This window comes from Pyrodictium occultum, from assembly GCF_001462395.1.
Classification (GTDB): Archaea; Thermoproteota; Thermoprotei_A; order Sulfolobales; family Pyrodictiaceae; genus Pyrodictium; species Pyrodictium occultum.
In genome coordinates this window covers 257,616-271,868 of the sequence record NZ_LNTB01000001.1, presented here as the reverse complement: position 1 = coordinate 271,868, position 14,253 = coordinate 257,616, and the positions used below count along the sequence as shown (strand labels likewise).

At 68.0% G+C, this 14,253-nt stretch carries 15 protein-coding genes; 7 read left to right on the top strand and 8 right to left on the bottom strand.

What is annotated here, in order from left to right:
• Window positions 1-178: 178 nt before the first annotated feature.
• Window positions 179-757, top strand: a complete 579-nt coding sequence (locus CF15_RS01510; protein WP_269082796.1) for an AAA family ATPase — start codon at window positions 179-181, stop codon at window positions 755-757.
• Here the strand turns inward: CF15_RS01510 and CF15_RS01505 are convergent.
• Both CF15_RS01505 and CF15_RS08740 read right to left on the bottom strand, forming a co-directional pair.
• On the bottom strand, window positions 754-2,190 hold the full coding sequence (locus tag CF15_RS01505; RefSeq protein WP_201783068.1) for an MFS transporter: 1,437 nt from the start codon (window positions 2,188-2,190) through the stop codon (window positions 754-756). The genes CF15_RS01510 and CF15_RS01505 overlap by 4 nt on opposite strands.
• A gap of 108 nt (window positions 2,191-2,298) precedes the next feature.
• The gene (locus tag CF15_RS08740; RefSeq protein WP_058370216.1) at window positions 2,299-2,694 is read right to left on the bottom strand and encodes a hypothetical protein; all 396 of its coding nucleotides are present in this window, start codon (window positions 2,692-2,694) and stop codon (window positions 2,299-2,301) included.
• 275 nt (window positions 2,695-2,969) lie between these two features.
• Here CF15_RS08740 and CF15_RS01495 point away from each other — a divergent pair, with 275 nt between their 5' ends.
• Complete coding sequence (locus CF15_RS01495) at window positions 2,970-4,028, top strand: hypothetical protein (protein ID WP_058370215.1); 1,059 nt, start codon at window positions 2,970-2,972, stop codon at window positions 4,026-4,028.
• A gap of 238 nt (window positions 4,029-4,266) precedes the next feature.
• Here CF15_RS01495 and CF15_RS01490 read toward each other — a convergent pair whose 3' ends face one another.
• Together CF15_RS01490 and CF15_RS01485 are read right to left on the bottom strand one after the other, a co-directional pair.
• Window positions 4,267-5,124 carry a mechanosensitive ion channel family protein gene (locus CF15_RS01490; RefSeq protein WP_058370214.1) on the bottom strand — a complete coding sequence of 286 codons (858 nt, stop codon included), beginning with the start codon at window positions 5,122-5,124 and terminating at the stop codon, window positions 4,267-4,269.
• A gap of 16 nt (window positions 5,125-5,140) precedes the next feature.
• The gene (locus CF15_RS01485; RefSeq protein ID WP_058370213.1) at window positions 5,141-5,884 is read right to left on the bottom strand and encodes a DUF432 domain-containing protein; all 744 of its coding nucleotides are present in this window, start codon (window positions 5,882-5,884) and stop codon (window positions 5,141-5,143) included.
• Between the two features lie 132 nt (window positions 5,885-6,016).
• On the opposite strand from CF15_RS01485, the gene CF15_RS01480 reads away from it, so the two are divergent.
• The 4 genes from CF15_RS01480 to CF15_RS01465 all read left to right on the top strand — a co-directional run bounded on the left by CF15_RS01480 (window position 6,017) and on the right by CF15_RS01465 (window position 10,032).
• Window positions 6,017-6,595 (top strand): hypothetical protein, encoded by a 579-nt coding sequence (locus CF15_RS01480; RefSeq protein WP_058370212.1) that lies wholly within the window; start codon window positions 6,017-6,019, stop codon window positions 6,593-6,595.
• Window positions 6,596-6,686: 91 nt separating this feature from the next.
• Window positions 6,687-7,532, top strand: coding sequence for a sulfide-dependent adenosine diphosphate thiazole synthase (locus CF15_RS01475; protein ID WP_058370211.1), 846 nt, complete (start codon window positions 6,687-6,689; stop codon window positions 7,530-7,532).
• Window positions 7,525-8,904 carry a phosphomethylpyrimidine synthase ThiC gene (thiC, locus tag CF15_RS01470; RefSeq protein ID WP_058370210.1) on the top strand — a complete coding sequence of 460 codons (1,380 nt, stop codon included), beginning with the start codon at window positions 7,525-7,527 and terminating at the stop codon, window positions 8,902-8,904. The genes CF15_RS01475 and thiC overlap by 8 nt, the downstream gene beginning before the upstream one ends.
• Before the next feature lie 60 nt (window positions 8,905-8,964).
• Entirely contained in the window at window positions 8,965-10,032 is a 1,068-nt protein-coding gene (locus CF15_RS01465) for a TRM11 family SAM-dependent methyltransferase (RefSeq protein WP_058370209.1), read from the top strand.
• On the opposite strand, the gene CF15_RS01460 is transcribed toward CF15_RS01465, so the two are convergent.
• Together CF15_RS01460 and CF15_RS01455 are read right to left on the bottom strand one after the other, a co-directional pair.
• Window positions 10,029-11,135 carry an ABC transporter ATP-binding protein gene (locus CF15_RS01460; protein WP_058370208.1) on the bottom strand — a complete coding sequence of 369 codons (1,107 nt, stop codon included), beginning with the start codon at window positions 11,133-11,135 and terminating at the stop codon, window positions 10,029-10,031. The genes CF15_RS01465 and CF15_RS01460 overlap by 4 nt on opposite strands.
• Window positions 11,136-11,143: 8 nt before the next feature.
• Window positions 11,144-11,923: a molybdate ABC transporter permease subunit gene (locus CF15_RS01455; RefSeq protein WP_058370207.1), complete on the bottom strand. Its 780-nt coding sequence runs from the start codon at window positions 11,921-11,923 to the stop codon at window positions 11,144-11,146.
• 81 nt (window positions 11,924-12,004) lie between these two features.
• On the opposite strand from CF15_RS01455, the gene CF15_RS01450 reads away from it, so the two are divergent.
• Window positions 12,005-12,472, top strand: coding sequence for a Tfx family DNA-binding protein (locus tag CF15_RS01450; protein WP_058370206.1), 468 nt, complete (start codon window positions 12,005-12,007; stop codon window positions 12,470-12,472).
• Here CF15_RS01450 and modA read toward each other — a convergent pair.
• Together modA and CF15_RS01440 are read right to left on the bottom strand one after the other, a co-directional pair.
• Window positions 12,469-13,350: a molybdate ABC transporter substrate-binding protein gene (gene modA / locus CF15_RS01445; RefSeq protein ID WP_058370205.1), complete on the bottom strand. Its 882-nt coding sequence runs from the start codon at window positions 13,348-13,350 to the stop codon at window positions 12,469-12,471. The genes CF15_RS01450 and modA overlap by 4 nt on opposite strands.
• Window positions 13,351-13,434: 84 nt before the next feature.
• Entirely contained in the window at window positions 13,435-14,169 is a 735-nt protein-coding gene (locus CF15_RS01440; RefSeq protein WP_058370204.1) for a nitroreductase family protein, read from the bottom strand.
• Window positions 14,170-14,253: the final 84 nt, after the last annotated feature.

Here is a 14,253-nt window from a genome sequence, read left to right as displayed (position 1 = left end):
CCCCATACCTCCTACCGTGATTTTTACGGCCCCAGGGGCTCCCTCTCCTGCACGTACCTCTACTCGTTCCAGCCCATCCTAACGCCCTCCCGCCTCCTGACCCGGCTCCCGGGGGCTGCCTAGCCTTCTTTAGCCTCTAGCTCCTAGGGCCCCGGCACCCCTTACCCAGGGGGCTGGTGTGGCCGCCGGGCGGCTGATCATCCTCGTCGCGGGGATGCCGGGGAGCGGTAAGAGTCTCTTCTCCAGCGTCGCCCGGGAGATGGGGCTCCCGGTCTACGTGATGGGGGATGTGGTCCGGGAGGAGGCCCGGCGCCGGGGGCTGGAGCCAACCCCCTCCAACCTGAACATGGTTGCCCGCCTCCTCCGCAAGGAGGAGGGGCCCGCTGCCGTGGCGCTGAGGGTTGCGGGGAGGCTGGAGCGGGGCTCCTCGCCCGTCGTGGTGGTCGATGGCGTCCGGAGCCTGGTGGAGGTGGAGGTTTTCCAGAGGCTGGGCAGGGTTATCACGGTGGCTGTCCACGCGTCGCCGAGGACCCGGTTCGAGAGGCTCCGGAGGAGGGGTAGGCCGGGCGACCCCGGCAGCTGGGAGGAGTTCCGGGAGCGCGATATGACCGAGCTGAGCTTCAGCCTAGGGAGCGTGATAGCACTGGCCGACTATATGCTTGTGAACGAGGGCCCGGTGGAGGAGTTCCTGAAGGCCGCCCGGGGGCTCCTCGAGCGCCTCCTGGCCGAGGCGCCGCGGGAGCCTCCGGGCGGTTAGCCCTGCACCCTCACCCTCACCACCTCGCGGACCCGTAGGCTGGCCGCCGCTAGGGCCGCGTAGAGGGCCGCGGCGGCTAGGAAGAGCACCGTGTAGGCCTGGGGCAGGGGCACCTCGACCTCCGAGCCGTGGAGCAGTATCCTGGCCGAGTAGAGGCTCATCACGCTGCCCGCCACCGCGGGGCCCCACGCCGAGCCTAGGCTGCGGAAGAGCGTGTTGAGCCCGGTGGCCACGCCCATCGCCCCCCTGTCCACCGTGAATACCAGGATGTTTATCAGGGAGACGTTCAACAGGCTCATTCCCACTCCCGTCAGGGTGGTGAAGCCCACTATCCACCAGAGGCCCGCGCCCGTGGGGTTGTAGGCGAGGGCTGCGAGGCTCACCATGGAGATGAGGGCCCCGAGGCCCGCCACGGGCTTGGCCCCCGCCGCCACTATGGCGCGGCCCGCGAGGGGGCTCGTCACTATGCTTGCAAGGGCCACCGGGGCCATGAGGCTCCCTGCCTCGAAGGTCGTCCTGCCGTAGCCGTAGGGCGGGGGCATCTGGAGCAGGTAGGAGAGCGCCTGGCTCCTCATCTGGGCTGTGAAGCCTACGAGGAAGACGCCCATGTAGACGGCTACCACGTTTGCCTCCCGGAACAGCTCCAGCGGCACGAGGGGGTGCTCGGCGCGGCGCTCGTGGAGGATCAGCGCCGCAAGCACCGCTGCCGAGGCGGCGAAGAGGCCTAGCGTGTGGGGGGAGGCCCAGCCGGAGTAGGGCGCCATGGTCACTGCCGTCAGGCTGGCTGCAGCAGCCACCGCTAGCAGGACGGCGCCCACCACGTCCAGGCGGCCGGGGCTGCGGTACCTGCTCTCCCGGAGCATCCTGGCCGAGAGGGCTAGGAACGCCGCGGCGGGCACCGCCGCGGTGCGGTAGGTCCACTGCCAGCCCAGGCGCTGGTCTACGTAGCCGCCGAGGGGGAGGGCTATGGCCACGCCCACACCGAACATCGAGCTTATCAGCCCCTGGACCTGGGGCACCATTCGGGGCGGGAACTCCTCGCGGACCATGGTGAAGCCTAGGGGGAATATCGCCATCCCCACCCCCTGGAGGGCCCGGGCGGCTAGGAGGGCTGGGAAGCTCGGCGCGAACCCGGTGAGAGCCACCCCCGCGGTGTAGATGGCCAGTGCGGCCAGGAAGACTCTCTTCTTCCCGTGGATGTCACCGAGCCTCCCCATGACCGCTACGCTGGAGGCGGCGCTGAGGAGGTAGATGCTGAGCACCCAGCTAACACTGCTGGGGCTCACGTGGTACTGCTCCTGCACCGCGGGAAGGGCTGGGATGAGGGCCGCCTCGGTGTACATTACCAGCAGCGGGAGCGTGACGAGCAGGGCGGCCGCCTTCTTGGCGTAGGCTAGGTCGTAGCCCTCCTCCAGGACGCCCGGCCCCGCCAACGCCGTCTCGAGCGCCGAGGCATCGGACCCCGAGGTAATAGGTGTTTCCGCGGAGGGAGATCCCGGGAACCCGGGACAAAAGATAAAACCAGTGTGCAGCTGGCGCGCCTATGCCGGGGCGTGCACCGCCTCCCCGCCCCCGGCGGGCTGCGGCAGCGCCGCCCCCTCCAGGCCCAGGGCCTCGGCCACCACGGCAGCCCTGGAGTATACGAGCATCCTAGCCCCCAGCTCCAGCCTCTCGGGGTCCACGTGGAGCAGGCCATCGACGTCCACCTGGACCACGCCGGCCTCACGGTAGAGGCGCAGCTCCGCCACCACGTCGCGGAGGGTGTAGCCGGGCGGCTGGAGCCCCGCCTCCTCGAGGCGCCGCAGGTCGTCGAGCAGCCGGTGGAGCCCGGCCGGCCCAGCGGCGAGCCTCGCGAGTATGTTGAGCCCCAGCTCCTCCGTGGCCTCCTCGGCGCCCAGGCCCTCCAGCAGCAGCCACGGTGGCCCGGACAGCGGCATCCTTGGCGTCACCTCCCCCGGGTATGGGATACTGCATTGACGGCGGGGGTTCTGGATGGCGGGCTAGTAGCTCCCGGGTATAGCGGCCGGGGGGCGTGGGAGGCTATCCGGCCCCGGCCTCCCCGGCCACCGGGAGGGGCGGTGAGGATCCAGGGATTATGCCTACCTCCCGGGGGTGACGAGTCCAGCCGAGCACCGAGCCCTCCTCCGCCTGGCCTCCCGGGTCCAGCTATAGGGGGCCGCGGGCTAGACACTACACCTCCCCGGGGGTTTTCGTGACCGCGGACCAGCAGGGGCCTAAGCCGAGGAGCCTGGTAAAGTACCCGGTTGCTGTTATAGCCGACTGGGACGCCGACGGCGCCACCGCCGCCGCGATGATATACTATGCGCAGCACTACCGGAAGGTCTACCCGCTCCAGGGCCGTCACGAGGTCGCGCTGGAGCCGGCTGGGCCGAGGGGCTTCCCCACCGCGCTGGAGAACGTGACGGCCAGCGGCAACTGCCCCGACGCCCTGGCGGTGCTAGATATACCGCTCACCGAGAAGCTCTACGAGACGCTGGAGGGCTTCGCCAGGAGCTGCTCCTCCACAAGGCTGATATACATTGACCACCACTTCTCCACCCTCTACATGTCCAAGAGGCTCTACAAGCTGAGCGAGGAGGTCTACCTAGGCCACAGGCCCACCGCGGTGCTGACCTACCAGCTCCTCCGAAGCCTTGGGGTGAAGCACCTCACCCCCAGGCTGGAGGCCTTCATGAGGGCCGTGGGCGTGCTGGAGAGGAGCAGGAGGCCCCTGACAGATGCCGAGAAGAGGGTGGTGAGGCTAGCCGCCAGCATCTCCAAGGCCTCCACGGTGCTCCGCGACAAGGAGGTGTGGAGGAAGCTTGTCCGCTGGCTGGCCAGCCCGCTGCCCCAGGACACGCCGGTGGACATGAACCTGGTGGAGCGGGTGATACGGGTAGCGGAGGAGAGCGACCGGAGGATGGAGGACCTGGCGAAGGACCTGGCCTTCTCGGCCAGGCGGGTCGGCTACGTGAGGCTCGTGGACGCCCGCCGCCGCTGGAGCGGGAGGGGCGCGAGCGCGCTGGCCTCGAAGCTCTACAAGATACTCCGCCAGCCCGTCGCGCTGCTCGTGGAGAGGGATGACGGCGCGCTACTCCTCATAATCCGCAGCAGGGGCCGCGGCGCATACAGGATGGCCGTAGGGCTCCTCCGTGACGGGGTAGCGGAGAACATTGGAGGCCACAGCGGCATCGCGGTGATAAAGCTGAGGGACGGCGTGGACCTCGCCGAGCTCGAGGACAGGCTCCGGAGGCTCAGCCTAAAGCTCTAGGCCTCCCGGGGGGCAGGGAGCCCTGGGGGATGAGGTGCCCTGGGGATGCACCTCCACAGAGCCCCCCGGGAGCCCGGGGCTGTGGAGACCGGACACCTCGCCGACCCCGCCGCCCTTAGCTCGCGTACCGTGGCACACGCCTCTTGATGCCGGGCATCCTAGGCCTCGTGGCCAGGGGCTGGAGGAGAGGGCTGCCGGTGGAAAAGACGAGGCGAGGCTGGCCCTCGGCTACTCCAGGCTAGCCCTTGGGCTCCGTGGCTCCCTCAAGCCTGACGCTGAGCGGGACTAGGTCCTTGACGTGCAGGTCTAGCTGCGGGAACGGTATCTCCACACCGGCCTCGTCGAGCCTCTTCTTCAGCGACGTCTGCAGCTGCACCTTGGTGCTGAACCAGACCTGGGGCGGGGCCCAGCAGCGGGCCGTTATCACTATGGCGGAGTCTGCGTAGTTGGATACGAACACCTCCGGTGCGGGGTTGACGAGGCAGTATGGGTGCTCGTCCATCAGCTCCCTTATAACACTCATTGCCTTGTCCAGGTCGCTGCCGTAGCTGATGCCTATGCTTATCTCTACCCTCCTAGCCCTGGTGCGCTGGTAGTTGGTTATCAGCTCGTTGAATACTGTCGAGTTCGGTATTCTCACTATATAGCCGTCCCATGTCCTCACTCTGGTGGAGAGGATGTTTATATCGACTACAACGCCGCTCACATCCTTCACGGTTACAGGATCGCCTATCCGTAGCGGCTGCTCTATGAGCAGGAAGATGCCGCTAACCAGGTTCGACACCGCCTGCTGGGAGGCCAGACCAACCACGAGGCCTGCGAAGCCGCCCGCCACCAGTAGGCCGGAGAGGCTCACCCCGAGGGGGGCGAGGGCGGCCACCACCCCGGTGACTATAATGCCGTAGAACGCTATGTTCTCCAGCGGCTTGTAGACATAGCTCGGCAGCTTGTGCTGGAGACTCCTCCTCATAACCTGCCTTATGAACAGCGCTATCAGTATAGTGGCGACCAGTATTGCCAGCGCCACAAGCATGTCGCCAAGCCTTACACCTGATAGGTTTAGGGAGGGTGCGGAGCCCGAGGCCACGGCGACCACCCGCAGTCAATACCCCTCAGATGGTCACCACGAAGACCTGTGGCAGTATGCCCCTCTGGCGGCTGCGCTGGACCCCCCGCGCCCCCTCCACCGGGGGCCTCTGGTCAACCCTCGAGGATACCCTTGAAGCGCCCACCTCGGCCCTCACCAGGGGGTAGTAGACCCTGCCGTCCTTCACGTAGAGGGGTATGTCCGCCACGTGGAAGCCCACCCCGGGCACCCTGCCGGGCGCCCCCCTGAACTCTATGGCTGCGAGGGCCTCCTCCATGCCGGCCTGCAGCTCCCTGGGGTCGGTGGAGGCTCTGGAGCGGTGGTAGCGGCACACAGTGCCCTCGACGACGTCGCCTACCAGCGTGTACTTGACGCGGAGGGGCGAGAGGTAGCCGAGCAGGACACCGTTAGCGTAGATAGCTAGCTCATAGGGCACTGTGGCCCAGAAGACGGCGTGCTCGCCGGGGGTTACCAGCTGCTCCTCGAACTCCAGGTAGAGGCAGTTAGTCATCTGGGAGGGCACGTGGACCGGAGGCACGGGCTCCAGGCGGGCCGCCGCGCCACGGGGCAGCCTGGCTCTTATGCAGTTGTAGCCGTCGCAGGCTTCGAGGAGCCCGTTCGTGCCGAGCTTCGCCTCCAGCCTGCCGAGGCTCAGCTCCCCGCCGGGCTCCAGTGTCAGCCGGGGCTGCTCCCCGCCGGCGGGCGGAGGGCCTCCCTCATGATGGCCTCCGCCGGTCCCCGACATCCTCCACATGCCCGAGAACAGCATTATCCCTGGCTTCACCCCATTCCTAGCTAGCTGCTCTCCGGCCCTCGGCTACGCCGAGCCAGTGCTATGAGCAGTTAAATACATTACTATATTTTCGGCGGATCCCGTACTGCAGCTGGACAGGGCAGAGCCATGGCTGTCGGGAAGGGCGTTGAGGGGTCGAGAGGGGCTAGGGGACGCGGCCAAGGGCCCGCCTTTGGGCTCCGCGACGCCGGGCTCATAGGCGTTGTCGGCGCCGCCGGCCTCGTGGCGGGTGCCGCGGGGAACGCGCTGACGGGCTCCGCGATGGGCGCGGCGACGGTTGGCTGGCTCTTCACCAGCCTGGCCGGGGACTCCCTGGCCCACCGGCTGGGGAGGCGCCGGGTCTTCCACCTGCTAGTGGTCTCGGGCATCGTGTGGGTGGCCGCTATGGGGTTCCTCCGGGCGGCTGCCGGGGGCCAGGGCGCCGCGGCAGCAGCTGCGGCCGCGGCCTTGGCTGCTACAGCCGGGCTGCTCCGCTCCAAGGTGGCAGGGGCCTCGGGCGAGATTGTGGGGGTGTTCGCATCCATAGCCCGCTGGGCCTGGGTCTTCACAGCCGTTGCGGGGCCCGCCCTGCTGCTCGCCTACGGGCTCTCGCCGAGCCGCGTCCTGCTGGAGGAGGCGGCGCTGGCTCTCAGCGTGGGGCCGCTGGCGGAGGAGCTGTTCTGGGCGGCGGCTGGGCGCAGCGGCTAGGGCCCATGGCGCTCATGACCGCTCAGAACCCGGTTATAGGAATGCTTAATAACACCGTTTTTAGATGCTGGGCTAACGGTGCCACCGGGCCTTGGAGGAGTTCTACCCCCGGGAGATCGAGAAGCTCTACAGCGAGGCGGCGCTCGCCCGCCTAGCGCTCCAGGCGGCCCTCGAGAAGCTCTCGAGGGCTGTCGAGGCCGATGTGGCGATAGCCGGCGGCGGGCCGGCGGGGCTCACCCTCGCCTGGCTCCTGGCCGAGCAGGGGCTCCGCGTCACCCTCGTTGAGCGGAGGCTGGGCACTGGCGGCGGCATGCGGGGCGGCTCAATGCTGCTCCCGGTGGGCCTCGTCGAGGAGGGGCTGGCGGCGGAGGTGCTCCGGAAAGCCGGCGTGAGGCTGAGCCTGGCCGCGGATGGCATCTACACGTTCGACCCTATGGAGGCGGCGGCCAGGCTCACCGTCCGCGCCCTGGAAGCCGGTGCGGTCATACTCCCGGGCGTGGAGGTGGAGGACCTCATAGTGAAGGGTGACGGTGGCTCGGCCCGGGTAGCGGGGCTCGTGGTCAACTGGGCCCCGGTGTCGGAGGCCGGCTGGCACGTAGACCCCCTCTTCATAGAGGCTAGGGCCGTAGTGGACGCCACCGGCCACGACGCGGCCCTCGCCCGGCTGCTGGAGAGGAGGCTCCCCGGGAGCATCAGGGTGCCCGGCATGTCGAGCCTCGACGTCTGGACTGGTGAGCGCCAGGTGGTCGAGCGCACGGGCGAGGTGTTCCCCGGCCTCTACGCCGCCGGCATGTCGGTGGCCGAGATATACAACACGAGGCGCATGGGCCCCGTTTTCGGGGGCATGATAGCCTCCGCGGCCAAGCTGGCCCGGATTCTCTCCGAGAAGCTCACGGGCAGGAGCATAGGCCTCCCCGAGGTGAAGGCTCATGGCTAAGACTATAATGATGTCCGCGAGGAGCGGCTCCACACCCGAGGAGATCGAGAAGCTGGCCAAGCTCGAGGGCCTCCCGGTGGAGAAGCTCAGGACGAGGATCGCCGAGGGTAGGATAGCGATACTCCGGAACGTCAGGCGCCTGGACCGGGTGAAGATTGTGGGCGTGGGGGAGGGCCTCTTCACCAAGGTTAACGTCAACCTGGGCACTAGCGGCACGGTAGTGGACGTGGATATGGAGCTGGAGAAGGCCAGGATAGCGCGGCGCTACGGGAGCGACACCGTGATGGACCTGAGCATGGGCGGGTCCCTGGACGAGATAAGGAGGAAGATAATGAGGGAGGCCGAGCCCCTCCCCCTGGGCACTGTGCCGACCTACCAGGCGTGGGTCGAGGGCATCCGCAAGTACGGCGGCCTCACCATGCCCAGCGACTGGTTCCTCGGGATAGTGGAGAGGCAGCTGCGGGACGGGGTAGACTACATGACCATACACGCTGCGCTGACCAGGGAGCTGGCGCTGAAGGCTGTCCGGAGCAGCAGGGTCATACCGATAACGAGCAGGGGCGGGGCGCTGCTGGCTGCATGGATGCTGGAGAACGGGGAGGAGAACCCCTATAGGAAGCACTGGGACTACCTCCTGGAGCTCTTCGCCGAGTACGACGCGGTGATAAGTGTCGGTGACAGCCTCAGGCCGGGCGCGCTGGCGGACCAGCACGACGAGTTCCAGGTGGGGGAGCTGATCGAGGCCGCCAGGCTGGTGAGGAGCGCCAGGGAGGCGGGGGTGCAGACTATAGTCGAGGGCCCGGGGCACATGACGCTCGACCAGATACCGGCCAACGTGAGGCTGATGAAGGCGCTGACCGGGGGCGCGCCCTACTACGTGCTCGGCCCCCTGGTCACCGATATAGCTATGGGCTATGACCACATAGCCTTCGCTATAGGCGGTGCGGTCGCCGCCGCCAGCGGCGCTGACTACCTATGCTACGTGACGCCCGCCGAGCACCTCAGCCTGCCCAACCCCGAGCAGGTGAAGGAGGGCCTCATAGCGGCCAAGATAGCCGCCCACGCGGCGGACCTGGCCAAGTACGGGGCCCGGGCTGCGAGGCGGGACGCGGAGCTGAGCCTGCTCCGCGCCCGGCTCGACTGGGAGAGGATGTGGAGCTACGCGCTGGACCCGGAGCACGCGAAGAAGATATACAGCCAGTTCCCCTCGGCCACCAGGGCCTGCAACATGTGCGGCCAGTACTGCGCCTGCCTAGTGCTGGGCAAGTTCGCCCGGGGCAGGAGGGAGCCAAGCGCCGAGGAGCTCCTCCGCCGCTTCAACGACGGCGGCAGCGAGGCCATGGAGGCGCTGGAGAGGCTCCCCGCCCCCTAGCCCCCGTAATTTTACCCCGCGCCCCCGGGCCCCGGGGACCCGGGGGGTCACGAGGCCGCTGTGCCGCGGCTCCTCTACTACGCGCTGCTCAGCGGGCTACATGCCAGCCTCCCCCAGGCCGAGCTGAGGGGCATACTGGAGGCGCTGGGCCACCGGTACCGGGTTGTGGAGGAGCTGGACCAGCTGGTGGTTTTCGAGTGCAGCTGCGGCAGCAGCCGGGGGGTGGCGTGGAGGGCCGGGCTGGTGCACGAGACCGGCAGGGTGCTGGCCGTCTCTGAGGCCAGGCTGGGCGACGTGCTCGACGCGGCGGCCTACATAGACTGGTGCAGCCTCGCGGGCCCCGGGGACCGGGTGCGGTTCGAGCTCCACCGGGTCCGGGGCTATGCCCGGGCCAGCCTCCCCGACGACGCGGCGAGGAGGCTCGCGGCCGAGGCCGCGCCCCTGCTCCGGCGCTGCGGCGCCGAGGCCGGGGCGAGGAGCCCCACTAGGACGGTGAGGCTGCTGGTCACGGAGGGCGTCGCCGTGCTCGGGCTCAGGGAGGACGAGCAGCCCAAGAGGATGCTGGAGGGCCACCGGCCCCAGAGGAGGCCCTTCTTCCACCCCGGCAGCCTCGACCCCAGGCTGGCCAGGCTCTTCGTCAACCTCGCCCGCGCCGCGCCGCCCGGGCCCTACCTCGACCCCTTCTGCGGCACGGGCGGCTTCGCCCTGGAGGCCCAGGAGATGGGGATAGAGACGCTCTGCGGCGAGCTCTCCGGGAGGCTGGCGGAGGGGGCATGGGTGAACCTGCGCGCCTACCCGCTGGACGCGCTCTCAACCCCGGCCCAGTGGGACGCGGCGAGGCTCCCCCTGAGGAGCGGGAGCGTGCAGAGCATAGGCACCGACCCCCCTTACGGCAGGAGCGTCTCGCTCCACGGTAGGCCGCTCGGGGAGCTGCTTGAGGGCTTCCTGGCCGAGGCCTCCAGGGTGCTGCGGCCCGGGGGCTTCCTCGCCTACGCCACCCCCCACTGGGCTGAGGAGAGGGCGGTCGAGGCGACCGAGGCCAGCGGGCTCAGGCTGGTGGAGAGGCACTACATGAGGGTCCACGGCAGCCTCACACGGGTCATAGTGGTGGCGCGGAAGCCCGGCTAGAGGGTCCTCACGTCTACCAGCCCCGGGGGTATGTGGACGTAGACCTGGTCCCCGGGGCCCGGCAGGCGGCCGAGGAGGGCCAGGAGGGGCCCCCGGGCCTGCTCGCTCCTCAGCACGAGGCCCCCGACCTCTAGTAGGAGGCGCACACCATGCCGGGTCACAACGGCCTCGGCGACCCGGGCCCGGTAGGTGTTGGTCCTAGCCACGGGCCTGGCGGAGACAACCAGGTCGTCGGGCCTCAGGGCGACCAGCACCCTGGAGCCCGGCTCCAGCCCATCCACGGCTGCCTCCAGCAGCCCGAGGCCGGGAGCCTCTAGGGAAGCCCGGCCCCCCTCCGCCCGGAGCACCCGGGCCTCGAGCACCATGTAGCCTAGGAACTCCGCCACCCCGTGCCTCAGCGGCCTCAAGGCCAGATCCCCGGGGCTAGCCTCGGCTACCACGCGGCCCGAGTCGAGGACAGCTATCCTATCCCCCAGGGCCCAGGCGTCGGAGAAGCTGTGGGTCACGATCACTGCTGGAACATTCAGCCTCCGGAGGAGGCTGCGCAGCTCGGAGCGTAGTCTCTCCCTGCTAGGCGCGTCTAGAGCGCTGAAGGGCTCGTCGAGGAGGAGTAGCCTGGGCTCTACTGCGAGGGCTCTGGCGAGCGCCACGCGCTGCCTCTCGCCGCCGCTCAGCTCCGCGGGCCTGCGGTCAAGGAGATGCTCTATCCCGAGGACCCCGGCGACCCCCCGCACCCTCCTGTCCACATCCTCCCCGGGGCAGCGGCGGGCCCGGAGGCCGAAGGCAATGTTCTCGTAGACAGTCATGTGGGGGAAAAGCCCATAATCCTGAGGAACATAGGCGACGCCTCGCCTCTCTGGGGGCGTATTCACCCTCGGGGGAGCGCTGGAGTAGACGGTCTCCCCGGAGACCACTATCCTCCCACGGCTCGGCTTGACAAGCCCCGCCACGGTCTCTAGCAGCGTGGTCTTCCCAGCCCCGTTGGGCCCGAGCACGACGAGTATTGAGGGCTCCTCCAGCTCCAGGCTCACACCCCGGAGCACGAGGCGGCTCTTACGCTTCACCCAGAGATCCTCCACCCGGAGGGCCGGGGCGGGCGCCATCCCTAGGTCTACACCTCCTCGAGCACTAGCATAGTTGCCACCGATGCGCCTGCCACGAGGACCGAGACCGCCATGAGAGCCACCGCTAGGTCCAGCTCCCCGCCGCTTATGGAGAGGTAGATCGCTATCGGCAGGGTCTCTGTCCGGAGCCTCGTGGCCCCCGCGAGCGTGACGGAGGCGCCGAACTCGCCGAGGGCCCTGGTGAAGGAGAGCAGGAGGGCTGAGAGCACCCCGCGGCGCGCCAGGGGGAGGGATACATGGATGAGCGTCTGGAGCCTCGTATACCCCAGTGTCCGTGCCACCGCCTCGTACCTGGGGTCCACCGAGGCGAAACTGCTCTTGAGGACTCTCAGGGCTATGGGGTAGACCACGAAGAACTGTGCTACCACGAGCCCTCTGGGGGTGAAGACCACCCGTAGGAGGCGGTCTAGCAGGCTTCCCGGCCCCGTGTTGGTGAAGAATATGAGGAGTGCTGCGCCCACGGCCACCGGCGGCATGCCGAAGGGGATCAGGAGCAGTGTCTCTAGAGCCTTGCCCCCGGGCAGGAGGCCGCGCGCCATAGCGTAGGCTACCGGTATGCCGAGCAGGACGGCTAGTATCGCCACGGCGAGGGCGGTGGAGACACTGAGCCATATAGCGTAGAGGGCCTCCTTCGACGCCAGGGCAGCTGCGACAGCGGATGGGCTGCTCCAGGCGAAGACGGAGACTAGCACGGCAAGGGTGGCCGCCGCCAGCAGCACCGCGGGGGCGCTGAGGACTAGCCCGCCGAGCCTCACCCTCCGGGCCACCTCCCCGCCACGGCTGGAGCCTCGGGGCCGGACTAAGCACCTTAAAGGCGCCAGGAGGCCTTGCAGGGAACCGGGCCCTCCATGGCCGGGCGGTTTGGCCTCCTCACCCACAAGCAGGCCAGGGTACTGGCCCTACGGGAGGGAAGGGGGCTTGGCTTCTCGGAGATAGCGAGGCTGCTAGGCACGACGAGGCAGGATGCTGCAGCCACCTACCGGAGAGCGTTGGCGAACGTGGAGGCCGCCAGGGAGACTCTGAGGGTCTACCGGCTAGCGACCGGCATAGTGGTCGAGGCTGTAAAGGGGATACCCCTTGACAGCCTCGTGGAGAAGCTGCTGAGGGAGGCGGACTCGCGGGGGGTGAAGCTGCGCTGGGCCAGGGCGGAGCTACGCATCCTCCTCCACGGCCTTCTCCGCGACTACCTCGAGGGCTCAAGGCTCTCCAGGCCCCTGGCGCTCGTAGCAGGGAAGGATGGAAGCATCGAGGCGTACCCCCTCGAGGAGGCTAGGCGCGTGCTCAAAGCCCTAGATGCCGGCGGCTCCAGCCCCTAGCCGCCCGAGTGCTGCAGCCTCTCCTCAACCTCCTCGATGCTCGGTATACTAGCGCCCGGCGCCACCTTCCAAACCTCCTGAGGGCTCGTGAAGTAGTGGTATTTACTCCACACCTTCCTAGCGTAGTCAGACCCGGTGACGAACTCTATGAACCTCCTGGCCGCCTCAGGGTTCCTGCTAGTTTTCAGCACTCCTATCGCTATGTAGCTGGCCTCCGGCACCTGGCCAGGCTTCAGCCACACGACCTCCACCCTGCCAGGGTACCAGTAGCCTGCAACATGCCAGCCTATCGCCGCGTCTACAGCCCCGGTAGCCACGAGGGCTACTAGCTTCGCGAAGTTCTCAGCGTAGACGACTATATTTCTCCTAGCCTGAGGCCAGAGCCCGTTATGCTTGAGCACCTCCACCGCATACTGACCCACCACAACATGGCTGGGATCTCCTATAGCCACGCGGATACCGGGCTTCAGCAGGTCCGCGAGCCCCCGGACCCCGGCCGGGTTGCCCTGAGGCACCAGTATTACGGGGACCAGGTAGGCTACGGGTCTGACGCTGTCAGGGCGGACGAGGCCATCGAGCACAGCCATAGCCATGTAGAGGGGCGAGGCCGAGGCGTAGACGTCGCCCCGCCGCGACATCCTTATCATGGCGTAGAGCCTGCCCGAGGACCCGTAGATCGCGTTCACCTTTATCCCTGTCTCGTGTTCGAACTCCTTTATTATCTCCTCCCAGGGCTTCTCGGCGGCCGCGCAGAGGTAGACGGTGATCTCCCCCCTCCCGCCTGGACTGAGGACTCTAGAGCCGCCGTAAACGTGGAGCGTTGCCACCAATGCGGCTGCTGCGAGGGCGGCGAGCAGTGCTGGCAGCCGCCTGGCCAAGTAAACTCCACCAGATTCACAATACAGTATCACGCAAATAAAAGCGTTACCAACCTAAGTAAATATCGCAATATTTACATGTAATTAATAATGCTTACTGGAGCTCCCCGGTACCCTATACCCCCGCTGCTTCAGGCAGCGGAGGACCGCGCCGCCCACCTCCTCGTAGTAGCCGCCCGGGGCGAGCACGTACCTGAACAGCTTGACCCCGCGGCCCCGGTAGATGCCCGCAACATTCTCGACGGCGTCGGGGGCTGAGGGGTAGCGGTTGACGGCGGCAAACACCTCCATAGGGTGCCGGGGCCTCGGCTCCGGCCGCTCCGCGGGCTTGCCGATGCAAAGCCCCACCACGGGGACAACGTAGCGGGGCAGGTTTAGTATCTCCGCGACCCTGCAGGGGTCGGCGTAGAGCGCGACGAAGACTATCCCGTAGCCCAGCGTCTCAGCCGCCAGCGCCGCCCAGCCGGAGGCTATGCCGGCGTCGAGCACGCCCACGATGAAGTGCCCGAGGCCTGGCTCGGCAGGCTCCACGCCCACGCTCCGGGACGCCTCGATGAGCTTACGGTAGTCCACGCTGAACACTAGGAAGACGGGCGCCTGGGCCACGTGCTCCTGGCCGCCAACAGCCTCCGACAGCCTCCTCTTAAGCTCGGGATCAGTGACGGCGGTCACTACGATCGGCTGGAGGTTCCACGAGCTGGGCGCCCGGCGGGCGGCCTCGAGGATCCGCTCCAGGTCCCCCTGATCCAGGGGCTCGGGCAGGAACTTCCTGACACTGGCGTGGCTGCCTATAACGTCCAGGCAGCTCCTGCACTGCACGGCTGGGGTCCTCCGGGGCCCGGGGGAGGAGGTCTTAGTGGTCTAAACGTCTCCGCCGCGCCTGCCCACAGCCGCAGCCCTGAG

Coding starts and splice junctions, on each gene's coding strand:
- CF15_RS08740 (WP_058370216.1), bottom strand. CDS start 2,694: ATGCCGCTGTCCGGGCCACCGTGGCTGCTGCTGGAGGGCCTGGGCGCC.
- CF15_RS01485 (WP_058370213.1), bottom strand. CDS start 5,884: ATGCTGTTCTCGGGCATGTGGAGGATGTCGGGGACCGGCGGAGGCCAT.
- CF15_RS01480 (WP_058370212.1), top strand. CDS start 6,017: ATGGCTGTCGGGAAGGGCGTTGAGGGGTCGAGAGGGGCTAGGGGACGC.
- thiC (WP_058370210.1), top strand. CDS start 7,525: ATGGCTAAGACTATAATGATGTCCGCGAGGAGCGGCTCCACACCCGAG.
- CF15_RS01460 (WP_058370208.1), bottom strand. CDS start 11,135: ATGGCGCCCGCCCCGGCCCTCCGGGTGGAGGATCTCTGGGTGAAGCGT.
- CF15_RS01450 (WP_058370206.1), top strand. CDS start 12,005: ATGGCCGGGCGGTTTGGCCTCCTCACCCACAAGCAGGCCAGGGTACTG.